We start from the raw sequence: 23793 nt of genomic DNA, 5'->3' as shown, positions 1-23793 counted from the left end.
AACTTGAGTAGAATTCTCTCCCCAATGCATTTGAAGCATTCTCACAATTGAAGGTTCGAACATGTTTTATCCAGAGCACTTTGACGTCATCATTATCGGCGGAGGTCATGCCGGTACAGAAGCAGCAATGGCTGCCTCACGTATGGGGCGCCAAACCTTACTACTGACTCACAATATTGATACTTTGGGCCAGATGTCATGTAATCCAGCCATTGGTGGGATCGGTAAAGGGCATCTGGTAAAAGAGATCGATGCACTTGGCGGTCTGATGGCAAAGGCTACAGATCAGGCAGGTATTCAATTTAGAACACTCAACGCCAGCAAAGGCCCTGCTGTCCGGGCAACACGGGCACAAGCGGATCGAGTACTTTACCGACATGCCGTAAGAACCGCGTTGGAAAATCAGCCTAACTTAATGATCTTCCAGCAGCCGGTCGAAGATCTCATTGTCGAAAACGATACAGTTACAGGCGTTGTTACTCGTATGGGATTAAAATTCAAGGCTAAATCAGTCGTTCTGACTGTAGGAACTTTCCTTGATGGAAAAATTCACATCGGATTGGAAAACTACAGTGGCGGACGTGCCGGAGATCCTCCTGCGATCTCATTATCTCACCGCTTACGTGAACTGCCTTTACGCGTAGCACGCCTGAAAACAGGTACGCCACCTCGCATTGATGCGAGATCCATTGATTTCAGCCAACTTGAACAACAACTAGGTGATAATCCAACACCTGTATTTTCATTCATGGGGAATGTGGATCAACATCCACGGCAAATTCCATGCTATATCACTCATACCAATGAAAAAACCCATGAAGTGATCCGCAACAACTTGGATCGCAGCCCGATGTACGCAGGGATCATCGAAGGGATCGGCCCTCGTTACTGTCCTTCCATTGAAGACAAAGTCATGCGTTTTGCCGATCGGAACGCTCACCAGATCTTCCTGGAACCAGAAGGGCTTACCAGTAACGAAATCTATCCAAACGGCATCTCAACCAGTCTGCCATTTGATGTACAGATGCAGATCGTCCATTCAATGAAAGGGATGGAAAATGCCCGTATCATTCGTCCGGGTTACGCGATCGAATATGACTTCTTCGATCCACGCGATTTAAAACAGACGCTGGAAAGCAAATTTATCCACGGCTTGTTCTTTGCAGGTCAGATCAACGGGACCACAGGATACGAAGAAGCCGCAGCACAGGGATTGCTGGCAGGTCTCAATGCTGCACGCTATGCCACTGGTGAAGAAGGGTGGTTCCCACGTCGTGATCAGGCTTATATCGGCGTTCTGGTTGATGATCTATGCACACTGGGAACAAAAGAACCTTACCGTATGTTTACATCCCGCGCGGAATACCGCTTGATGCTGCGTGAAGACAACGCTGATCTTCGCTTGACAGAACAGGGCCGTAAACTAGGATTAGTTGATGATCTCCGTTGGGAGCATTATTCCCGTAAAGTTGAAATGATCGAGCAAGAACGTCAGCGTCTGCGTAATATCTGGGTACATCCTCACTCCGATAGTTTGGGTGATATCAACCAGATCTTGAAAACACCACTGTCAAAAGAAGCCAATGGTGAAGATTTACTGCGTCGCCCTGAGATGAATTACCAATTGCTGACATCCCTGCCGCGTTTTGCTCCTGGGATCACAGAGCCGCAAGCCGCAGATCAGGTTGAGATCCAAGTGAAGTACGAAGGTTATATCGCTCGTCAGCAGGAAGAGATCGAGAAACAACTGCGTAATGAAAATACTGCACTGCCGGTTGATCTGGATTACCAGCAAGTCAGCGGGCTTTCCAACGAAGTTATTGCAAAATTGAATGACCATAAACCAAGCTCTATTGGTCAGGCTTCACGTATTTCAGGCATTACACCAGCAGCCATTTCTATTTTGCTGGTATGGTTGAAAAAACAAGGTTTATTGCGTCGTAGCGCCTAAGGGGAAAGATTTTGCTTAACAAATTGGAATCGCTGTTGGCGACAACCAGCATTGAGTTATCGTTGGAACAGAAACAACAGCTTGTTGCCTACGTTGATATGCTAAACAAATGGAATAAGGCCTACAATTTGACCTCTGTTCGTGATCCAAAGCAGATGTTGGTTCGGCATATCATGGATAGTATTGTTGTTAGTCCATTCCTTCAGGGAACGCGATTTATTGATGTGGGAACAGGGCCTGGCTTGCCGGGCATCCCATTGGCTATTGTGCGACCAGACTCCCATTTCACCTTATTGGACAGTTTGGGAAAACGCGTTCGTTTTTTACGTCAGGTTCAGCATGAATTAGGTTTAACCAATATCGAACCTGTGCAAAGCCGGGTTGAAGAGTTTATCCCTGAACCGCCTTTTGATGGTGTGATTAGCCGTGCATTTGCATCTCTGCAAGATATGCTCTCATGGTGCCATCATCTCCCTAAGCCGCTTGAAGGACGTTTTTATGCTCTGAAAGGTGTGTTACCGGAAGATGAGTTGGCTCAATTGCCCACAGGGATCGTCCTTGAGAAATCGATTTCTCTTCAGGTTGCAGAGTTGGATGAACAGCGTCATCTGGTTATTCTTAAGTCAAACTAACTTTGTTATTTGTCAATAAAAATATAAATAATTAGTGATGCTAACCACATTTAAGATGTTGCTAGCGTCACTAATTATTCTTTTCCATTGTTTTAATTTTATTTACTGGTTGTTTACAGAAAAACAACGTTATTTTTATATTGATATGATTTTTCTTTCTGATGATAGCTATCGATTTTCTTTATAAATAAAATTTAGAGAAAGTGAGCAAAATAAACATTTAACCTTTTTCATCGATATATCAGATAAAACTTTATAGGTATAATATTAATTGATTGATTTTAAGTAAAAAAATAAAAAAAATTTTATCATATATTTAATGATAAAAATAATTGATGGATTTTGTTTGGTGTGATACGTATCACGTTTAATTTCGCGTTTATCCCATTAATCGTTGCAGAATATTAAAGGGTATTTGTGAGCAATCTAGCACCAAAGTTAGAAATTTAAATAATTATTCACTTTTTCGCTACTTATGGATTGAATTCATTTTGGCGGCCCGTATAATTTGCACGTTTTTGTCACTTGACACTCTTAAGCAAAGCCAGTTTTATACAACATTCAGCAAAACCTGATATGTGATGGTGTACCTCAGGGAGAAAACAAAAGTCATGTCTGTATCCCTTTACAGCGGTAGAACGGCACTGAAACTGTTACTTTTGCAGTTAATGACTTTTGTTATTCTCAGTGTAGCTTTTTGTACCAAAAGTATAGAGTGGGGCGCTTCTGCTTTTGCAGGTGGGTTGGCATGTTGGCTACCAAATGTCATTTTCATGCTGCTTAGCCGCTTCCAAAAAGCGAAAGAAGAAGGTGTTCCAGTACGGATTGCATGGTTTTTCGCGATTAGCGAAGGGGTTAAAGTTATCATTACGATAACCGTGCTGATAGTCGCTTTAGGGGTGTTCAAAGCGGCATTTGCACCACTTGGTGTGGCCTATTTAGCGGTGCTGATTGTGCAGATCATCGCACCTGCCGTAATGAACGGTTAGCGTTTTTAACAACAAAAGGGTAAAAAGCATCATGTCTGCATCAGGAGAAGTTTCAACTTCGGAGTACATAAGCCACCACCTGAGGCATCTTCAGTTGGACTTGCGTACTTTTGAGTTGGTCAACCCCCACGCTAGTGGTTATGAGGCGACGTTCTGGACACTGAACATTGACTCGCTTTTTTTCTCCATCGTATTAGGGATGTTGTTTCTATTTGTATTCAGAAGAGTCGCGGTTCGCGCTACTGATGGCGTTCCGGGTAAATTCCAGACTGCGGTAGAAATGGTAATCGGTTTCGTTGATAACACCGTTCGTGATATGTATCACGGAAAGAGCAAAGTGATAGCCCCACTGGCTTTGACTGTGTTTGTTTGGGTGTTACTGATGAACGCATTGGATTTACTGCCAATCGATTTCATTCCTTTGATCGGTGAACATGTCTTCGGCTTACCTGCTCTGCGTATTGTTCCAACAGCAGATGTCAGTGTTACCTTGTCGATGGCTCTGGGCGTCTTTGTCCTCATTCTGTTCTACAGCGTTAAGATGAAAGGAATCCGTGGTTTTGCGAAGGAGCTGACATTACAGCCTTTCAACCATCCACTGTTTATTCCAATTAACTTAATTTTGGAAGGGGTCAGCTTGCTGTCTAAGCCTATATCACTCGGTCTTCGACTGTTTGGTAATATGTATGCCGGCGAATTGATCTTTATTCTTATTGCGGCTCTCTTACCGTTTTGGTCACAGTGGTTACTCAGCCTGCCGTGGGCGATTTTCCACATACTGATTATTACGTTACAAGCCTTTATTTTCATGGTTCTGACGATTGTTTATCTCTCGATGGCATCTGAAGAGCATTAATTTTTATCAATCATTAATCGTGTTTTAACTGAAACAAACTGGAGACTGTCATGGATATAAACATGGATCTGCTGTACATAGCTGCCGCTATTCTGATGGGTTTGGCGGCTATCGGTGCTGCGATCGGTATCGGCATCCTCGGGGGTAAATTCCTGGAAGGCGCTGCTCGCCAACCTGATCTGATTCCTCTGCTGCGTACGCAGTTCTTTATCGTCATGGGTCTGGTTGACGCCATCCCGATGATTGCTGTGGGCCTGGGCTTGTATATGATGTTCGCTGTTGGTGGTCAATAAAATAGCAGAACTGCAAATTACGCCAATTCATTAATTGAAATAGAGGTATTGTGCTGTGAATATTAACGCAACAATCCTCGGCCAGGCCATCGCGTTTGTCCTGTTTGTTTTGTTCTGCATGAAGTATGTATGGCCACCAATTATGGCGGCCATTGAAAAACGTCAGAAAGAGATTGCTGACGGTTTGGCTTCAGCAGAGCGTGCCAAAAAGAACCTGGACTTAGCGCAAGCCAATGCGTCCGACCAACTGAAAAAAGCGAAAGCTGATGCACAAGTTATCATCGAGCAGGCTAATAAACAAAAAGCCCAAATTATTGATGATGCTAAAGCAGAAGCCGAGCTGGAACGTAACAAAATTGTCGCGCAAGCTCATGCTGAAATTGAAGCTGAACGCAAGCGCACTCGTGAAGAGTTACGTAAACAAGTTGCGATGCTGGCTATCGCAGGTGCCGAGAAAATCATCGAACGTTCCGTGGATGAAGCTGCTAACAGCGACATCGTTGATAAACTGGTCGCTGAACTGTAAGGAGGGAGGGGCATGTCTGAATTCGCTACGGTAGCTCGCCCCTACGCCAAAGCAGCTTTTGACTTTGCTGTAGAACACCAGTCTCTTGAACACTGGCAAAATATGCTGGCGTTCACTGCCGAGGTCACTCGCAATGAGCAGGTTGGTGAGCTGCTTTCCGGTTCATTGGCACCGGAAACGTTAGCCAAAACCTTCATCACCATTTGTGGTGAGCAGGTTGATGAGCATGCTCAGAACTTTATTCGTGTAATGGCAGAAAATGGTCGCTTGCTGGTACTGCCAGAAGTCTTCCAGCAATTTATCCAATTGCGTGCGTCACTTGAAGCAACTATCGATGTTGAAGTGATTTCTGCGTCCGAACTGAATGAGCAGCAGCAGGCTAAAATTTCTGCGGCGATGGAAAAACGTCTGTCACGCAAAGTGAAGCTGAATTGCAAAATTGACAAGTCTGTTATTGCCGGTGTGATTATTCGCGCAGGTGACATGGTGATCGATGGCAGTATTCGTGGCCGTCTGGATCGTTTAACAGACGTCTTGCAGTCTTAAGGGGACTGGAGCATATGCAACTGAATTCCACCGAAATCAGCGAACTGATCAAACAGCGTATTGCTCAGTTCAATGTCGTGAGCGAAGCTCACAATGAAGGTACGATTGTTTCCGTTAACGACGGTATCATTCGTATCCACGGTTTAGCCGATGTCATGCAGGGTGAAATGATCTCTCTGCCTGGCAACCGTTATGCAATTGCACTGAACCTGGAGCGCGACTCCGTAGGTGCGGTTGTCATGGGTCCGTATTCTGACTTAGCCGAAGGCATGAAAGTCAAATGTACCGGCCGTATTTTGGAAGTACCTGTTGGTCGTGGTCTGCTTGGTCGTGTTGTTAACACACTGGGTGAGCCAATCGACGGTAAAGGCGCTGTTGAGCACGATGGCTTCTCACCTGTTGAAGTGATTGCCCCGGGCGTTATCGATCGTCAATCCGTTGATCAGCCTGTCCAGACAGGTTACAAATCTGTTGATGCCATGATCCCAATCGGCCGTGGTCAGCGTGAGCTGGTAATCGGTGACCGTCAGACGGGTAAAACTGCTCTGGCTATCGATGCGATCATCAACCAACGTAATTCTGGTATCAAATGTATCTATGTTGCGATTGCTCAGAAAGCTTCTACCATTGCTAACGTAGTTCGTAAACTGGAAGAGCACGGTGCACTGGAAAACACCATCGTTGTTGTTGCGTCCGCTTCAGAATCAGCGGCCCTGCAATATTTGGCACCCTACTCTGGTTGTGCGATGGGTGAATACTTCCGTGATCGCGGTGAAGATGCACTGATTGTTTACGATGACCTGTCTAAACAGGCTGTTGCATACCGTCAGATTTCCCTGTTGCTGCGTCGTCCACCTGGACGTGAAGCATTCCCTGGTGACGTTTTCTATCTGCACTCCCGTCTGTTGGAGCGTGCAGCGCGTGTTAACGCTGAATATGTCGAAAAATTCACCAATGGCGAAGTGAAAGGCCAAACAGGTTCTCTGACTGCACTGCCAATCATTGAAACTCAGGCGGGTGACGTTTCTGCGTTCGTACCGACAAACGTTATCTCCATTACTGATGGTCAGATCTTCCTTGAATCTTCCCTGTTCAACGCAGGTATCCGTCCGGCTGTTAACCCGGGGATTTCCGTATCCCGTGTTGGTGGCGCTGCTCAGACTAAGATCATCAAGAAACTGTCTGGTGGTATCCGTACTGCTCTGGCTCAGTATCGTGAACTGGCTGCGTTCTCCCAGTTTGCTTCTGATCTGGATGATGCAACACGTAAGCAGTTGGATCATGGTCAGAAAGTAACTGAACTGTTGAAACAGAAACAGTATCTGCCGATGTCCATTGCACAGCAGGCTCTGTCCCTGTTTGCTGCTGAGCGTGGCTATCTGGAAGATGTCGAAATCGCGAAAGTGGTCAGTTTCGAAGCTGCGCTGTTGGCATATGCTAGCCGTGAACATGCTGATCTTCTGAAAGAGATTGACCAGTCTGGTGATTACAACGGAGAGATTGAAGCTAAGCTGAAAGCTCTGTTGGAATCCTTCAAGGCGACTCAGTCCTGGTAACACTATTCGGCCCTGTTTGATTCTGTTGATGAATAAAAAACATGGGCCGTCTGGTTAATGAGGGGAAGCAGAAATGGCCGGCGCAAAAGAGATACGTACCAAAATCGCCAGTGTGCAGAACACGCAAAAAATCACTAAAGCGATGGAAATGGTCGCCGCGTCCAAAATGCGTAAAACGCAGGATCGCATGGCAGCCAGCCGTCCTTATGCAGAGACCATTCGCAGTGTGATTGGACACCTTGCGTTAGGTAATCTGGAGTACAAACATCCATACCTTGAAGAGCGTGAAGTGAAGCGTGTTGGGTATGTGGTTGTTTCGACTGACCGTGGTTTATGTGGCGGTTTGAACATTAACTTGTTCAAAAAATTGCTGATAGAAATGAAAGACTGGTCTGATAAAAGCGTTCAGGTTGACTTGGCGCTTGTTGGATCGAAAGCGGTTTCTTTCTTTTCTTCTGTTGGTGGCAACATTGTTGCCCAAGTAACAGGGATGGGAGATAACCCATCATTGTCCGAATTGATCGGGCCAGTCCACGTCATGATGCAAGCATATGACGAAGGGCGTCTGGATAAACTGTATATAGTGACAAACAAGTTCATGAATACAATGTCTCAGGTTCCGACGATCACTCAGTTATTGCCTCTGCCAGCCGGAGACGATGAAACACTGAAGAAGAAGTCCTGGGATTATCTGTATGAACCTGATCCTAAGGCGCTGTTGGATACCCTGCTGCGCCGCTATATAGAATCGCAAGTTTATCAGGGCGTCGTTGAAAACCTGGCTAGTGAACAGGCCGCACGAATGGTAGCGATGAAAGCCGCGACCGATAACGGTGGCAACCTGATCAAAGAGTTGCAGTTGGTTTACAACAAGGCTCGTCAGGCCAGCATCACTCAGGAACTCACCGAAATCGTTTCGGGTGCTTCTGCGGTTTAACAGCTAGGTTTACGAATTACGTAGAGGATTCAAGATGGCTACTGGAAAGATTATCCAGGTAATCGGCGCCGTAGTGGACGTCGAATTCCCTCAGGACAGCGTACCGAAAGTATACGATGCCCTTGAGGTTAAAAACGGTGAAGAAAAATTGGTGCTGGAAGTTCAGCAGCAGTTAGGTGGTGGTATCGTTCGTTGTATCGCAATGGGTACCTCCGATGGCCTGCGCCGTCATTTGGACGTAACTGATTTAGGGCACCCAATCGAAGTACCAGTGGGTAAAGCAACACTGGGCCGTATCATGAACGTATTGGGTGATCCAATTGACATGAAAGGTGAGATCGGCGAAGAAGAACGCTGGTCAATTCACCGTACAGCACCAACCTATGAAGAGCTGTCCAACTCTCAGGAACTGCTGGAAACCGGTATCAAAGTCATGGACTTGATCTGCCCATTCGCTAAGGGTGGTAAAGTAGGTCTGTTTGGTGGTGCGGGTGTAGGTAAAACCGTTAACATGATGGAGCTGATCCGTAACATCGCGATCGAGCACTCAGGTTACTCCGTATTTGCCGGTGTTGGTGAGCGTACCCGTGAAGGTAACGACTTCTATCATGAAATGACCGATTCAAACGTACTGGATAAAGTATCTCTGGTATACGGTCAGATGAATGAGCCACCAGGAAACCGTCTGCGCGTTGCTCTGACTGGTTTGACCATGGCGGAAAAATTCCGTGATGAAGGCCGTGACGTTCTGTTGTTCGTTGATAACATTTACCGTTATACCCTGGCAGGGACAGAAGTATCTGCACTGTTGGGCCGTATGCCATCTGCGGTAGGTTACCAGCCAACACTGGCGGAAGAGATGGGTGCTCTGCAAGAGCGTATCACTTCAACCAAAACTGGCTCTATCACCTCCGTACAGGCGGTTTACGTACCAGCGGATGACTTGACTGACCCATCACCAGCGACAACCTTTGCTCACTTGGATGCAACTGTCGTATTGAGCCGTCAGATCGCGTCTCTGGGTATTTACCCTGCGGTTGACCCACTGGATTCAACCAGCCGTCAGCTTGACCCACTGGTTGTTGGTCAGGAGCACTATGATGTTGCCCGTGGCGTTCAGTCTATCCTGCAACGTTATCAGGAACTGAAAGACATCATCGCTATTCTGGGTATGGACGAACTGTCTGAAGATGACAAACTGGTTGTGGCACGTGCCCGTAAGATCCAGCGCTTCCTGTCTCAGCCATTCTTCGTTGCAGAAGTCTTCACCGGCTCACCAGGTAAATTCGTTTCTCTGAAAGACACCATCCGTGGCTTCAAAGGTATCCTGAACGGTGATTATGACCACCTGCCAGAGCAGGCGTTCTACATGGTTGGTACCATCGACGAAGCTGTGGAAAAAGCGAAAAAGCTTTAATACGGCTGACGGGAGGTTGATATGGCTGCAATGACGTTCTCCCTGAACGTAGTCAGTGCTGAAAAACAGATGTTTGAAGGACTGGTACAGAAAATTCAGGTGACAGGCAGTGAAGGTGAACTGGGGATCTATCCTCAGCACACACCACTGCTTACTGCCATAAAACCGGGCATGATACGTATTGTTAAACAGTTTGGTGAAGAAGAATTTATCTACCTGTCAGGTGGAATTCTTGAAGTTCAGCCAAACGGCGTTATCGTACTGGCCGATACAGCGATCCGTGGTAAGGATTTGGACGAAGCTAAAGTGCTTGAAGCCAAGCGCAAGGCGGAAGAACATATCCGTAATTCTCACGGCGATGTTGATTATGCTCAGGCATCTGCTGAATTGTCGAAAGCGATCGCGAAACTTCGCGTTATCGAATTGACAAAAAAAATGATGTAATAAGTACCCGATAGATTTTGAATTGCGCCCAACTGGGCTGCAACTTGAAAGATAAAGGGTATAGGCAGTGAGATAAAAAGCCAGTTAGTGAAAGCTAACTGGCTTTTTTGCATTGCGAAATATGTAGCAATTTATTTCGGAAACAGGTTTACTTTCATACTTAAAATTGGGAATTGTTAGGTTTCTTATGTCTATTAGTGAAAACTGTGCCAGTGAAAACAGTATCAGTGCAAAAAGTGTTGTGATTCTTGCCGCAGGTAAAGGAACGCGCATGTATTCTGATCTTCCTAAAGTTCTGCACTTGCTGGCTGGTAAACCGATGGTTCAGCATGTCATTGATATCGCAATGGAATTAGGTACGCAAAATGTTCATCTGGTTTATGGACATGGTGGTGACCTGATGAAACAAACACTATCCAACCAAAATCTTGCCAACCAAAATTTAAACTGGGTACTGCAAGCTGAACAGCTTGGTACTGGTCATGCCATGCAGCAGGCCGCCCCGCATTTTTCAGATGATGAAGATATTCTGATCCTTTATGGTGATGTCCCTTTGATCGCGAAAGATACCTTAGAGCGTCTGGTCGACGTTAAGCCAGAAGGCGGTATTGGTTTATTAACGGCTATTTTGGATAACCCAACCGGATATGGCCGGATCATCCGCGAAAATGGCGAAGTAACGGGCATTATCGAACAGAAAGATGCGACGGAAGAGCAGCGTAAAATCAACGAAATTAATACCGGTATTTTGGTGGCAAATGGCGGTGATTTGAAACGTTGGCTATCCAAGTTGGAAAACAACAACGCACAGGGCGAATATTACCTTACCGATGTTATTGCGATCGCACATAAAGAAGGCCGCCAAATAAAGGCAGTACACCCAAGCCGATTGAGTGAAATGGAAGGGGTCAATAATCGCCTTCAACTTTCCGCACTGGAGCGTATTTACCAGTCTGAACAGGCTGACAAATTATTGCTGGCGGGTGTTATGTTATTAGATCCTGCCCGTTTTGATTTGCGTGGAACATTGGAACACGGCCGCGATGTAGTGATTGATACCAATGTGATTATTGAAGGGCATGTCACACTGGGAAATCATGTTCATATCGGTTCTGGTTGTATCCTAAAAAATTGCATTATTGGTGATGGCGCGGTAATTAGCCCTTATACCGTAATCGAAGATTCTGAACTTGCTACTGAATGCACCGTTGGGCCTTTTGCCCGTTTACGGCCGGGTTCTAAACTGGCGGAAAAAGCGCATGTTGGCAATTTCGTCGAAATGAAAAAATCCTCTCTTGGAAAAGGTTCCAAGGCGGGTCACCTGACTTACCTTGGTGATTCTGAAATTGGTAATAATGTGAATATTGGTGCGGGAACGATTACCTGCAACTATGATGGCGCCAATAAATTTAAAACCATCATTGGCGATGATGTATTTGTTGGTTCTGATACCCAGCTTGTTGCACCTGTTACGGTAGCGAAAGGCGCAACTATTGGAGCAGGAACCACAGTAACAAAAAACGTTGCTGAGAACGAATTGGTTATCAGCCGCGTGAAGCAAACCCATATTCAGAATTGGCAACGTCCTGTTAAGAAAAAATAAATAAAGATATATCCATAATAATAATCCCCATCTCTACAAAGCTCGGGGACGGCGATAGCCGAAACACAATCAGGCTGGCGACAGTAAAAAGGGCTTTATTTGCCCTGTTCTTAGGAATAAAACAACATGTGTGGAATTGTTGGTGCAGTAGCACAACGAGATATAGCAGAAATTCTGATCGAAGGTCTTCGTCGCCTGGAGTACCGAGGTTATGACTCTGCGGGTATTGCTGTCGTTGACAGTGAAAACCGTATGACCCGTCTGCGTGAAGTGGGTAAAGTACAAATGTTGGCTGATGAAGCAGATAAACAGCCAGTCACTGGTGGCACAGGGATTGCTCATACTCGTTGGGCGACTCACGGTGAACCAAACGAACGCAATGCCCATCCTCATCTTTCTGAACATATTGCGGTTGTGCATAACGGCATTATTGAAAACCACGAAGAACTGCGCGAAGAGTTAAAAGCGCGTGGTTACATCTTCTCTTCTGATACAGATACAGAAACTATCGCCCATCTTGTTCATTGGGAACAGCAACAAGGCGGCTCATTGCTGGAAGTGGTTCAGCGTGTGATCCCACAATTGCGTGGCGCTTATGGCACTGTGATTATGGATAGCCGTCATCCTGATGTACTGGTAGCAGCACGTTCTGGCAGCCCATTGGTGATTGGTTTGGGGATGGGGGAAAACTTCCTTGCCTCTGACCAACTGGCGTTACTGCCAGTAACTCGTCGCTTTATCTATCTGGAAGAAGGTGACATTGCAGAAATCACCCGCCGTACCGTACGTATCTTTGATGTACAGGGCGAAGCGGTTGAGCGCGAGCAAATTGAATCCAACGTTCAGTACGATGCAGGTGATAAAGGTGTATACCGTCACTACATGCAGAAAGAGATTTACGAACAGCCAATGGCGATCAAAAGCACATTGGAAGGCCGTTTGAGCAATGGTCAGGTAAATCTGTCAGAACTGGGCGCTAACGCAGCGGAATTATTGTCTCAAGTTGAGCATATCCAAATTGTTGCCTGCGGCACTTCTTACAATGCAGGAATGGTTTCGCGCTACTGGTTCGAATCTTTGGCGGGCATTCCATGTGATGTTGAAATCGCTTCTGAATTCCGTTATCGCAAGCCGGCGCGCCGTAAAGGAAGCCTGCTGATCACCCTGTCCCAATCCGGTGAAACGGCGGATACTCTGGCTGCATTGCGTTTATCCAAAGAGCTGGGTTACCTGACTTCACTGACCATTTGTAACGTGGCAGGTTCCTCTCTGGTACGCGAATCAGAATTTGCCCTGATGACCAAAGCCGGGGCAGAAATCGGCGTAGCATCCACCAAAGCCTTTACCACACAGTTAACTGTGTTATTGATGCTGGTGGCATATATGGGGCGCTTGAAAGGTGCAGATGCGTCTTTAGAGCAAAATGTTGTCCACGCCCTGCATGCGTTGCCAAGCCGTATTGAAAGCATGTTGTCTAAAGACAAGTTGATTGAATCACTGGCGGAAGACTTCTCTGAAAAACATCATGCACTGTTCCTTGGCCGTGGCGATCAGTACCCGATCGCGGTTGAAGGTGCGCTGAAACTGAAAGAAATCTCTTACATTCACGCAGAAGCTTACGCAGCCGGTGAGCTGAAACATGGCCCGTTGGCACTGATTGATGCGGATATGCCGGTTATTATCGTTGCGCCAAACAACGAACTGCTGGAAAAACTGAAATCCAATATCGAAGAAGTTCGTGCCCGTGGTGGTTTGTTGTATGTCTTTGCTGATCAGGATGCGGGTTTCACCAACAGCGAAAACATGAAGATCATCTCCCTGCCACACGTAGAAGAGTTGATCGCACCGATCTTCTATACCGTGCCACTGCAACTGCTGTCTTACCACGTTGCATTGATCAAAGGTACGGATGTGGATCAGCCGCGGAATTTGGCGAAGTCGGTAACGGTGGAGTAAGACCCATCTGTTTTAATATAGACACATAAAGAAAATTCAAACTTTCTAAATCCGGTTACGCGTAAGCTGACCGGATTTTTTATTAGTGCGCAGGGCATGGCCTGTAGTGTTGCAACAGGCGCTGTTTTCAATTCAGCAGAATGTTGGCGGTTCAGTGGTTTTAGTTTCATATATCAGTTTATGTTATAAAAGCATCAGTATTTATTATGATGTTTCAGGAATTCTTTACTACGCTTAAACAGTAACTTGCTGCGATTAAGGCAACAATTTAACAGTTTAACGAAGAATATGAACCACGGGCATGAGTTTTGCTCAGTTGGCAATAAATGGAATTCCTCTGATGACAATTGAAAAAATCACCCTGAACTACCCAGAATCCAAGAGTGCAGATATCACTCAAAAAAATATCGATCAACTTAAACAACTTTTCCCTGAGGTATTTTCTGAAGGAAAAATCGACTTTGACGCCTTAAAAGCTATGCTTGGTGAAGTCGTTGATGATTCAGATGAGCGCTATAACTTCACTTGGCATGGTAAAACCCGCGCACGTCAAATTGCTCAAACTCCATCAACAGGTACGCTACGCCCTTGTAAAGAAGAAAGTGTGAATTGGGATACCACAGAGAACCTTTTTATTGAAGGTGATAATCTTGAAGTACTTAAAATATTACAAAAGTCTTACCATAAAAAGGTAAAGATGATCTATATCGATCCGCCATATAACACGGGGAAAGACTTTGTTTATAAAGATAATTTCCATGATAACATAAGAAATTATCAGATATTAACGGGACAAGTAAATAATCAAGGTAATCCTTTTAGCACTAATTCTGACACATCTGGTCGGTATCATACCGATTGGCTAAATATGCTTTACCCAAGATTGAAATTGGCCAGAAATTTATTATCCGATAGTGGAATTATATTTATATCGATAGATGAACATGAAGTTATTAATTTATCCAATTTGTGCAATGAAATATTTGGTGAAGATAATTTTGTTGAAAGATTTATTTGGAAGAGTGGAAGAACCTCAGCATCAACTTTTACCCGAGAACATGAATATATTTTAGCCTATGCAAAAGATATATCTCAATTACCTCATATTGTTTATAAGGGAGATGATAGCTTGATTTCTGATCGCGCAATAAAAAAGGTTAGCTTTAAAAACCCTGCGTCAGAAATAACCTTCCCTGCTGGCGTCAAGTTTTTAGGTGAAAATAAAACGTTTTCATCAGCATTTGGAGATAAAGAATTTATTGAAGTTACTTCAGGGGTATTTGAATGTAAGAATGGAGCCTTAGCTAGCGAGGTCACTCTAAAAGCGGGTTGGACAATGAAGAGCCAAATCGAAAATTGGCTATCAGGAAATGATACTTTTGATTCTAAAGGACAGCAGGTTGTTGAGTTCTTCTTCAAACCTAATGGTGTTCTTCAGTATGTTAAAAAGCGAGGCACTGAACATCCAAAAACAATAATAACAGATTTTACAACGAAGCAAGGAGGTAAAGAGGTTGAAGCCCTTCTCTGTTCATCTGTTTTTGATTATCCAAAACCGACAGGATTAATTGAGCACTTAATGAAGGTCACGGATAGGGAAGATATCATTCTTGATTTTTTTGCTGGAAGTGGTTCTACAGGTCATGCTGTATTAAAACAAAATAAGAAAGATAGCGGTAAAAGAAAGTTTATATTGGTTCAATTGCCTGAGCCTGTCCCAAAAAATGCGGGTGCAACAGAGTATTGTACTCAGGAGTCAATACCCGGATTTATCTCCAGAATTTCCCTCAAAAGAATAAAAAAAGCCATTGCAGAAGAAGATAAAACTCAAGGTGTTAAGTTTTTCAAATTAGATCAAACAAATATTCATTCTTGGGATGCTGATTTTGAAAGCTTAGAACCTGCCCTGCAACTGGCTGCTAAATCTATCAAAGATGACCGTATACCTGAAGATGTGCTTTACGAGATCTTGTTGAAATATGGTTTAGAGCTGACCGAACAAGTAGAAGAAACTACGGTTGAAGGCAAAAAAGTCTTTATAGTTGGTTCAGGTGTGTTGATGGTCTGTCTTGATGACGATATTACCGAACAGGTGGTTGAAGGTATTGCCAAACTGAAACAAGAGCTTGACCCTGAAAGTACCCAAGTTGTACTTAAGGATCAAGGCTTTGCCGACAGCGTAGTGAAGGCCAATACGATTCAGATCCTGAAGCAGTATGGTATCGACGATGTGAAGAGCATTTAAGGTGATGGTAATGAAGATTCAATTTAGATCGAACTTATCACACCAAATAGATGCGGTTGAGGCTGTTTTAGGTGTGTTTGAAGGGCAGGAAACATTTCAATCTCATTTCACTGTAGCTGATAATATGTTGGCGAACCAGCAGCTAGATATCTTTGGTAAGAACAACGACATCGGTGTTGGTAATATTCTTGCCTTATTGCCTGATGAGATTTATACCAACACACGTAATGTCCAGTTAAAGAATGGCTTGGCACAGGTTGAAAACGTCAAACAAGAACTGCCAAGTCTAGATTTCAGCATTGAGATGGAAACAGGTACAGGTAAAACCTATGTGTACCTGCGTTCTATCTTTGAGCTAAATCAGCGTCATGGACTGACAAAATTTATCATCGTGGTGCCGTCCATTGCGATTAAAGAAGGTGTCTATAAATCACTGCAAATAACGGAGCAGCATTTCCGTGAGCAGTACAAAAACATCCAGTATGACTATTTTGTCTATGACTCATCAAAGCGCGAACAGATTCGTAACTTTGCTACCAATGATTACATCCAAATCATGGTGATCAATATTGATGCGTTCAGTAAGTCATTCACCGATCCGACGAAGGAAACTACCGCGAATCTGATTCACCGTACAGATGACAGATTGAACGGGATGAAGCCTATTGAATTTATTCAGGTTACTCGCCCTGTGGTAATCATTGATGAACCACAATCAGTAGTATCAACGGCAAACCGAAAAGAAGCGATAGGCAGCTTAAAACCGCTGTGTACATTCCGTTATTCAGCCACGTTGAAGGAAGCGCCACATCTGCTGTATAAACTTGACGCTATTGATGCCTATGAGCGTAAACTGGTTAAGCAAATTGAGGTTGCTTCTCTGGATGTTAAGGACGGGCACAACCAAGCCTACATCAAGCTAGTGAGTGTTGATAATAAGACGTCCCCCATTTCTGCCAAGATTGAAATTGACGCTCAAACACGCACAGGCAAGCTGCAACCACGTAAGGTAATAACTATCAAAGATGGTCAGATTAATGACTTATTCGAACTTTCGGGTGGGCGTAGTGTTTATGAAGGCTATATTGTTAACGATATTTATTGCGAAGAAGGTAATGAGTATATTGATTTTACCAGTCGCGATGAAATTGTGCGCCTTGGGCAAGCCATTGGTGAAGTGGATTCAGAGGCCTTTAAGCGCCTTCAAATAGCCAAAACTATCGAAGAGCATCTGGAAAAAGAGCTGAAATTCTATCACAAGGTAACAACGGGCTATGACAGGCTCGAGCACCCGAAAATTCTAAGCCAGAAAGGGATTAAGGTGCTGAGTCTGTTCTTTATCGATAAGGTTGCCAACTACCGCGGCTACTCGAAAGATGGCGTTCCTGTTCAGGGTAAGTTTGCCAAGTGGTTTGAAGAAGAGTTTGCCAGACTGGTTAGCAAGCCCAAATATCGCGTGTTGTACCCGAGAATCTGGGATCATGATGGAGATAAATACACCATCAACGAAGTCGCGTTGCGAGAACTCATTCAAGCGCTACATGATGGCTACTTTGCACAGGACAAGAAAAAAGATGCTTCTGGCAACCCTCAGTTCGCTGATTCGAAGCTTTCATCTAAAGGCGAAGGGGGAAAAACGGCGGCCGATGAGTCTGCCTATAACCTGATTATGAAAGACAAAGAAAAGCTTCTATCTATAGACGAGAAGCTGCGCTTTATCTTTTCACACTCAGCACTGAAAGAAGGCTGGGACAACCCGAATGTTTTCCAGATCTGTACGTTGAATGAAACCAATTCAATCACTAAAAAACGACAGGAAATCGGTCGTGGCCTACGTTTAGCCGTTGATCAATCGGGTGAGCGCGTGCCTTATGGTTTTGAGGTAAATACGCTGACCGTTATGGCAAACGAATCTTATGAAGGCTTTGTTTCTGAACTGCAAAAAGAGATTGAAGCGGAAGAAGGCATTAAATTTGGTGCGGTTGAGCCTCACCAATTTGCCAATATTGTTGTTTCTGGCGGGCTGGATCAGAAAGCCTTCTTGGGGGCGAAGAAGTCAGAAGCGATCTTCCGGCACCTTATGTCTCAAGGTTATATCGATGCCAAAGGCAAGACTCAGGATGCGCTGAAAATTGCCATCAATAACAACGAGGTGAGTCTGCCTTCCAGTGTCACTGAGCATACTGATGCCATCGTTGCCACGTTGAAGAAGCTGACAAAAGGCTTGAACGTGAAAAAACACGAAGAGAAGTGCTCTGTCGCTTTGTGTGAAGATACAAATGGTAAGCAGGTTGTACTTGGTGAAGCCTTTAAGGCGCTTTGGGGACGTATTAAATACAAAACGACTTATCGTGTTAACTTTAGTATCAACGAACTGGTTGAAAACTGTATCAGGGAAATTAGGGCGAACGTGGTGGTAGCCAGCGCCAGATTTCAGTACACCAAAGTTAAGGTTGCAGTTACTGAAGCTGAACTGGAAACTTACGATGAGAAAACCAAAATACAGTATTATCGCAATCGCAACTTCCAGTTGCCTGATATCGTGACTTATCTGACCGATCAGACCAATCTGACCCGCCAGACAATTATCGATATTCTGCTGGGTTTGGGCGATAAGCTGGAAGCCTTCAAAAACAACCCTCAGCGCTTTATCGAGTTAGCTGGTGAAGTTATTCGTAAACAAATGCGTATTGTCATTGTAGGTGGTGTTAAATATCACCGTCTTGGTGACGAAACATACTATGCCCAAGAGCTTTTTCAGGAAGAAGAGCTGACTGGCTACCTCAAAGATATGGTGAAAGCTGAAAAGTCGATATATGACTACATCATTTGTGATTCAGATACCGAGTTTAACTTCGCCGAAAAGCTAGAACGCGCTGAAGAAGTGAAGATTTATTCCAAGCTGCCATCTTGGTTCAAGATTGATACCCCGCTGGGCAGTTACAATCCTGATTGGGCGGTATTAATTGACAAAGATGATGGAATGGGAGAGCAGCTTTACTTCGTGGTTGAAACGAAATCAAGTATATTCTCAGATGATTTGCGTGAGGCTGAACAGGCTAAGATCAAGTGTGGCGTTGAGCATTTCAATGCGCTAAGCAAAGACAAAAATGGCAAAGAGGTGCCTAATGCTGCCAAATTTGTCAAAGCCGATAACTTTGATACGTTCAGTGCTCATTTTTAATCTTTATGTACGGCTATCAGCCGTGCATAATTGCTTAGTAGATATTTAATCATCAAATGATTCTCTTTGACTGGTTACTTGATCAGGGCGTTCAGATAAAAAATCGTCAGCCACGGATTGACCTAAGAGAAAAAAACTATCCCATGTATTTTGAACAGGTGTGATAGTACGTTCCTTGCCTTTTGCTCTGATCATTAACATCCTGATACTCCCCCCATATAAATGCAAATGGTTGTCCCTGCAAATAAAAAATAACATGACATATTGAACAGAAAGCTACTTATCTGATTAGAAAGTCTTTTTGCGGGGGAAATAATATGAATAACCATTATGATGTTTTGATTATGGGAGCTGGCGTTTCCGGCATTGGTATGGCGTGTCATCTGGCAAGAGAATGTCCTGACAAGAAAGTGGGGATCTTAGAACGTCGCCATAATATAGGTGGAACCTGGGATCTATTTCGCTATCCGGGTATTCGCACAGACACCGATATGATGAGCTATGGCTATAAGTTTCGTCCTTGGGAAGATACCAGTATTTTTGCAGATGCGCCTTCAATCAGGCGCTATCTCAACTCAGCGGCAGAAGAGTATGGAGTTGATAAGAAAATCCAGTTTGGATTAAAGATCACCCAAACTAATTGGTCAAATGAAACTCGCCAATGGATTATTACCTCGATTGACGAAACCAGTGGGGATACTCGGCAATTTACCTGTCATTTTCTTGTCGGTGCGACAGGTTACTATAACTATGATGATCCTTATATACCCAAATTTCCCGGCCTTGAAAATTTCAAAGGTCCGGTCATTCACCCTCAACATTGGCCTGAAACATTAGATTACAAAGGAAAACGGGTTGTTGTGATTGGGAGCGGCGCAACTGCTGTCACTTTACTTCCGGCAATGGCTAATGATACTGAACACATCACTATGCTTCAGCGCTCCCCAAGCTACATTTTTTCAATACCGGGAAAGGATAAGCTCGCTGATATTTTAAAAGGGATTATTCCGCGACGTTGGGTTTACGCGTTGAGCAGAAGTCGCAATATCTTTTTTTTCAGTTCGTTGTATAGGATAAGCCGATATTCTCCTAAGCTATTGAAATCGTTTTTGCTGGGTTTAGCTCGCAGAAAAGTCGGCCCTGATTTTGATATGAAACACCTTACTCCAAAGTACATGCCATGGGATGAACGGCTGTGTTTTGTTCCCGACAGCAATCTATTTAAGGTATTGAGAGAAGGTAAAGCGTCTATCGTTACCGACCAGATTGAACGTATAACTGAAAACGGTATTTTATTGCAGTCTGGTAAAGAACTACCTGCGGATATCATAGTGACAGCGACAGGGTTGCAATTACAATTGATGGGCGGAATTGAGCTTTTAGTTGATGGACAACAACCGCAAAGCAATAACCTAATGTTTTATAAAGGGACATTGATACAGGATATCCCTAATTTCGCCTATTTATTTGGTTATATCAATAATGCCTGGACATTGAAAGTTGATCTATCAGCAGAATATATTTGTCGCTTGTTAAACGAGATGGATCGTCGCCATGCCTCGGTTGTGACACCACATGCCCAATCGGGTGAAATCTTGTCCAATGAGCATATTTTTGGTGCATTGCGATCGGGGTATGTACAACGTGGTGAATTTGGTCTTCTTCGTCAGGGGCGCAGCCCAAATTGGAATGTTCCACACGATTACAAAAAGGATAAAGAAGTTATAGGGCAGCCAGTAGATGATATGGCATTACGCTGGAAGTGACTTTTTAATATCCGACGACACAAAAAATGCACATGAACCAAGCTCTGTCAGAACTGAATGAAATTAAGCGGAATGCCATCAACTCACTGGATACCAGCGCCTCCCAATTCAGGGAACTGGCTGAAATCGTGCCTGAAGAAATTGGCCAGAATATTCTGGCCACTATCCAACAAACGGATATTGTGGGTGCTATCCGGCAGGGTTAGACCCTGTACCTACTTCATGAAGGGCTGTTGCCAGTTCATTCTGTCGTGGGTAAGAAGTAAGCTTATGCAGTAACTGTCTTGGTTTGATGCTTTACCATGACTGGCTGAAGGAAAAAATTGACCAGCCCCTTGTAACAAAAAGGATCTCAAGCAGGTCTTTTTTGCCTTGACGATCCCATCACTATTTTTTTTAATATGTTAACGTATTCCTCTCTGGCTTAAACATTAAGCCCATATTATTTAAATCCAAACTAGGATGGAACTCTGTATGTCATACATGATCTATTTAACCTTAAACGGTAAGAAACAAGGATTAATATCTGCGGGATGTTCAACGCTTGATTCGATAGGGAACCGATATCAAAAAGGACACGAAAACCAAATTCAAATACTTAGTTTAAATCACTCGCTATCCCGTCAACAAAATGTTAGCCACAGCCCTATACAATTTATCAAACCCATCGATAAATCATCGCCATTATTAGCAATGGCGATAGACGCCAATGAATCACTGGATGGTAAATTTATTTTTTATAGAACCAGTCAGGTTGGGCAACTGGAACTTTTTTATGAAGTCAAGATCACGGAAGCAACAATTTCTGATATTTCTTGTGTCTACCCACACTCTATAAATGATCATGATAAGATGCCATATGAAAAAATAATGCTCAATTATAAATCAATATCATGGAACCATGTAACAGCAGGAACTTCCGCATATAGTATATGGGAAGACCGGGTTTATTAAAAATAATATAACTAAGCATATATAATATATATGCTTAGCGACATAAGTTTGGATCTTTTACATACTTATTTGGTGAGCCAACTGACAATCTCTGGCAAACAACATATCCCTCTTCCCTCAGCTTTGAATCTAAGTACCAAGAAAAAGGAAAACTTAAAAATAAAAAAACAAAAAAGGTGATGGTAAGGATCTTCACTAGATTAGCATTAAGCTTCATTGGTTTTAATGTGACACTATAATAAAAAACGCATGAAAACATATAAAAACAAAGAGGAAATACGGACAAAATAGCAATAGACCTCCAAGAGAAAGTTATTTCTTTCCTCATTTCAATAATTGACAAAATATCGTCAAAAATAAGATAAGAAACAAGGGTTATTATTAAAACAATAGACAGCGAACTTATTATAACAAAAAAATTTTTTTTATTATCCATACCAACCTCTTTACCATTAAACTAAAAATCTATCAAAATAAAATCACCATTTTAATTTTATTTATTCACAAGGGTAACCAAATGGCTGAATACAAGGACGCGGATGAGCATCTGTCATCTGATCTAATTTTCGCATGTGGTCTATCAGAGCTTTACTTAACTCATATTTATTATCAAGGTAATATAATAGATAACTAACCGCGAGACCAACCCCAACAGCTACGGCAGCGACAGCAAGGGCATAAGTACCAGCAGTTAAAATCATTCCAGCAGCAGCTGTAACTACCATACCTGCCAAAACTCCAACGGCTGTTTTTGCTACATCCATAGCTATATTTCCAAGAAGATTATAAAGATCATACTCGTCTCTAAACGCTAATTCTAATAATCTATAAGCAGCGGCAACAAAAATAACTCTCCTAGCCCCATCGATGACAGCATGTTGCATTCCTTGCGTTCCTATCCCCATATCGATCATTCTCCAGTTACCCACACTATATTTTGCAGCAGTCAAGAATCTTCTAACACCTGTTCTACCTGTTAACCTTATACTTCTATTACCAAATCTATCAACATATTCAGTCACTCTTACACCAAAATTATTGCGGAGTTCATTTGCCAGTTGAGCAAAACCATAGGCATCAATTATATTTCCTGTGAAGGATGTAACAAAATCTGAACATAAAAAACCAGCTTCTTTCCATGATGAGTTTGGGTTAGGCCCACACATGTTTTTTACTATATTAACAGCTTCTTCAAATGTTAATAAAACATAAAGCTCTTCATTGTCACTTAATTTTTTTTCAAGTTCAGAATATTGTTTTCGTCTGATTTCTTTGCTCATGCTTAAAGGCTTTAACGTTCCATTTTCAACAACAAGAGAGCCATCAGTAAATGCCCTTTCAAATTCTCTTCGACTCATTTCAACACACCTCAATTTAAATAAAATAATAAATTTAAAACAAAGATTTTAATGTCTTAAATTTTTATGTTCTAATTTTAATGTTAATGCTCGACCATCAGAAAAACGCATATTACTCATGTCGGCCTGAGTCGGCAATAATAATTGAAAACTAAACATCATCACAGCCAGTTTCTCTTCTGCCATGGCTGGGCTATTGACTAACACCTGCCTTATTTCCTGCATCAATACTTCTTTATCACCCATACAACACCCCTATCATTTATTTATTAATCGACAGAATATAACACCTTTATATAAAAAATAGCCATACCAATAAAATTGTAATACTCCATTAAAATCAAAGATGAATCATTCATAAAGAATGATTGTAACTTGATAGGATTTTATTTATCCCTATCCAAAAATCAAAGAAATAAGTAACGTAATGCTGGATTAACGCAATAAGTGCAACATGCGACCGGTATAAGCTTCCATTGGCGTCAGCCCATTTAAAATCTTTCTTGGTGTCATATTCAGCCTCAATTCCATATCGCTGATAGCTTGCTCCGTCAGTGGGCCAAAAGCGGTTCCCTTAGGC

22 protein-coding genes are annotated in these 23793 nt (G+C 43.3%); 18 read left to right on the top strand and 4 right to left on the bottom strand.

The window, feature by feature from the left end; translation table 11 throughout:
* Window positions 1-61 precede the first annotated feature (61 nt).
* The 15 genes from mnmG to AAC854_RS08745 all read left to right on the top strand — a co-directional run bounded on the left by mnmG (window position 62) and on the right by AAC854_RS08745 (window position 19135).
* A complete protein-coding gene (mnmG, locus tag AAC854_RS08815; RefSeq protein ID WP_340616765.1) occupies window positions 62-1951 on the top strand; it encodes a tRNA uridine-5-carboxymethylaminomethyl(34) synthesis enzyme MnmG in 1890 nt (629 codons plus the stop codon).
* Window positions 1952-1962: 11 nt separating this feature from the next.
* Window positions 1963-2583: a 16S rRNA (guanine(527)-N(7))-methyltransferase RsmG gene (gene rsmG, locus AAC854_RS08810; RefSeq protein ID WP_340616763.1), complete on the top strand. Its 621-nt coding sequence runs from the start codon at window positions 1963-1965 to the stop codon at window positions 2581-2583.
* 611 nt (window positions 2584-3194) lie between these two features.
* Window positions 3195-3572 carry a F0F1 ATP synthase subunit I gene (gene atpI / locus AAC854_RS08805; protein ID WP_187653991.1) on the top strand — a complete coding sequence of 126 codons (378 nt, stop codon included), beginning with the start codon at window positions 3195-3197 and terminating at the stop codon, window positions 3570-3572.
* A 31-nt stretch (window positions 3573-3603) separates the two neighbouring features.
* Window positions 3604-4428: a F0F1 ATP synthase subunit A gene (gene atpB, locus AAC854_RS08800; RefSeq protein ID WP_099112977.1), complete on the top strand. Its 825-nt coding sequence runs from the start codon at window positions 3604-3606 to the stop codon at window positions 4426-4428.
* A 50-nt stretch (window positions 4429-4478) separates the two neighbouring features.
* Window positions 4479-4721 (top strand): F0F1 ATP synthase subunit C, encoded by a 243-nt coding sequence (gene atpE, locus AAC854_RS08795; RefSeq protein WP_099112978.1) that lies wholly within the window; start codon window positions 4479-4481, stop codon window positions 4719-4721.
* Between the two features lie 55 nt (window positions 4722-4776).
* Complete coding sequence (atpF, locus tag AAC854_RS08790) at window positions 4777-5247, top strand: F0F1 ATP synthase subunit B (protein ID WP_340616762.1); 471 nt, start codon at window positions 4777-4779, stop codon at window positions 5245-5247.
* A gap of 12 nt (window positions 5248-5259) precedes the next feature.
* Window positions 5260-5793: a F0F1 ATP synthase subunit delta gene (atpH, locus tag AAC854_RS08785; RefSeq protein WP_340616761.1), complete on the top strand. Its 534-nt coding sequence runs from the start codon at window positions 5260-5262 to the stop codon at window positions 5791-5793.
* Window positions 5794-5807: 14 nt separating this feature from the next.
* Complete coding sequence (gene atpA / locus AAC854_RS08780; RefSeq protein ID WP_047962567.1) at window positions 5808-7349, top strand: F0F1 ATP synthase subunit alpha; 1542 nt, start codon at window positions 5808-5810, stop codon at window positions 7347-7349.
* A gap of 73 nt (window positions 7350-7422) precedes the next feature.
* Window positions 7423-8286: a F0F1 ATP synthase subunit gamma gene (gene atpG / locus AAC854_RS08775; RefSeq protein ID WP_047962566.1), complete on the top strand. Its 864-nt coding sequence runs from the start codon at window positions 7423-7425 to the stop codon at window positions 8284-8286.
* A gap of 34 nt (window positions 8287-8320) precedes the next feature.
* Window positions 8321-9703, top strand: a complete 1383-nt coding sequence (gene atpD, locus AAC854_RS08770) for a F0F1 ATP synthase subunit beta (RefSeq protein ID WP_047962565.1) — start codon at window positions 8321-8323, stop codon at window positions 9701-9703.
* A 21-nt stretch (window positions 9704-9724) separates the two neighbouring features.
* Entirely contained in the window at window positions 9725-10147 is a 423-nt protein-coding gene (locus tag AAC854_RS08765) for a F0F1 ATP synthase subunit epsilon (RefSeq protein WP_045967700.1), read from the top strand.
* Between the two features lie 187 nt (window positions 10148-10334).
* Window positions 10335-11750, top strand: a complete 1416-nt coding sequence (glmU, locus tag AAC854_RS08760; protein WP_340616760.1) for a bifunctional UDP-N-acetylglucosamine diphosphorylase/glucosamine-1-phosphate N-acetyltransferase GlmU — start codon at window positions 10335-10337, stop codon at window positions 11748-11750.
* Between the two features lie 126 nt (window positions 11751-11876).
* Window positions 11877-13706 carry a glutamine--fructose-6-phosphate transaminase (isomerizing) gene (gene glmS / locus AAC854_RS08755; RefSeq protein WP_340616759.1) on the top strand — a complete coding sequence of 610 codons (1830 nt, stop codon included), beginning with the start codon at window positions 11877-11879 and terminating at the stop codon, window positions 13704-13706.
* Between the two features lie 301 nt (window positions 13707-14007).
* Window positions 14008-15951, top strand: coding sequence for a site-specific DNA-methyltransferase (locus AAC854_RS08750; protein WP_340616758.1), 1944 nt, complete (start codon window positions 14008-14010; stop codon window positions 15949-15951).
* 10 nt (window positions 15952-15961) lie between these two features.
* Window positions 15962-19135, top strand: coding sequence for a type III restriction-modification system endonuclease (locus tag AAC854_RS08745; protein WP_340616757.1), 3174 nt, complete (start codon window positions 15962-15964; stop codon window positions 19133-19135).
* Between the two features lie 45 nt (window positions 19136-19180).
* On the opposite strand, the gene AAC854_RS08740 is transcribed toward AAC854_RS08745, so the two are convergent.
* A complete protein-coding gene (locus AAC854_RS08740) occupies window positions 19181-19336 on the bottom strand; it encodes an AbrB/MazE/SpoVT family DNA-binding domain-containing protein (protein WP_161796539.1) in 156 nt (51 codons plus the stop codon).
* Window positions 19337-19452: 116 nt separating this feature from the next.
* Between AAC854_RS08740 and AAC854_RS08735 the strand changes: the two genes are divergently transcribed.
* The 3 genes from AAC854_RS08735 to AAC854_RS08725 all read left to right on the top strand — a co-directional run bounded on the left by AAC854_RS08735 (window position 19453) and on the right by AAC854_RS08725 (window position 21855).
* The gene (locus AAC854_RS08735; RefSeq protein ID WP_340616756.1) at window positions 19453-20901 is read left to right on the top strand and encodes a flavin-containing monooxygenase; all 1449 of its coding nucleotides are present in this window, start codon (window positions 19453-19455) and stop codon (window positions 20899-20901) included.
* Between the two features lie 32 nt (window positions 20902-20933).
* The gene (locus AAC854_RS08730) at window positions 20934-21107 is read left to right on the top strand and encodes a hypothetical protein (RefSeq protein WP_340616755.1); all 174 of its coding nucleotides are present in this window, start codon (window positions 20934-20936) and stop codon (window positions 21105-21107) included.
* A gap of 268 nt (window positions 21108-21375) precedes the next feature.
* Window positions 21376-21855 carry an Hcp family type VI secretion system effector gene (locus AAC854_RS08725; RefSeq protein WP_340616754.1) on the top strand — a complete coding sequence of 160 codons (480 nt, stop codon included), beginning with the start codon at window positions 21376-21378 and terminating at the stop codon, window positions 21853-21855.
* 34 nt (window positions 21856-21889) lie between these two features.
* Here AAC854_RS08725 and AAC854_RS08720 read toward each other — a convergent pair whose 3' ends face one another.
* The 3 genes from AAC854_RS08720 to AAC854_RS08710 all read right to left on the bottom strand — a co-directional run bounded on the left by AAC854_RS08720 (window position 21890) and on the right by AAC854_RS08710 (window position 23459).
* Window positions 21890-22291 (bottom strand): DUF1240 domain-containing protein, encoded by a 402-nt coding sequence (locus tag AAC854_RS08720; RefSeq protein WP_340616753.1) that lies wholly within the window; start codon window positions 22289-22291, stop codon window positions 21890-21892.
* A gap of 61 nt (window positions 22292-22352) precedes the next feature.
* Window positions 22353-23213, bottom strand: coding sequence for a hypothetical protein (locus AAC854_RS08715; protein WP_340616752.1), 861 nt, complete (start codon window positions 23211-23213; stop codon window positions 22353-22355).
* A 48-nt stretch (window positions 23214-23261) separates the two neighbouring features.
* A complete protein-coding gene (locus tag AAC854_RS08710) occupies window positions 23262-23459 on the bottom strand; it encodes a hypothetical protein (protein WP_340616751.1) in 198 nt (65 codons plus the stop codon).
* Between the last annotated feature and the right edge of the window lie 334 nt (window positions 23460-23793).

The sequence above is a fragment of the Xenorhabdus entomophaga genome (assembly GCF_037996725.1).
In the GTDB taxonomy this organism is placed as follows: domain Bacteria; phylum Pseudomonadota; class Gammaproteobacteria; order Enterobacterales; family Enterobacteriaceae; genus Xenorhabdus; species Xenorhabdus khoisanae.
Note: the sequence above shows the minus strand (reverse complement) of the source record. Positions and strands in the feature narration are given on the sequence as shown.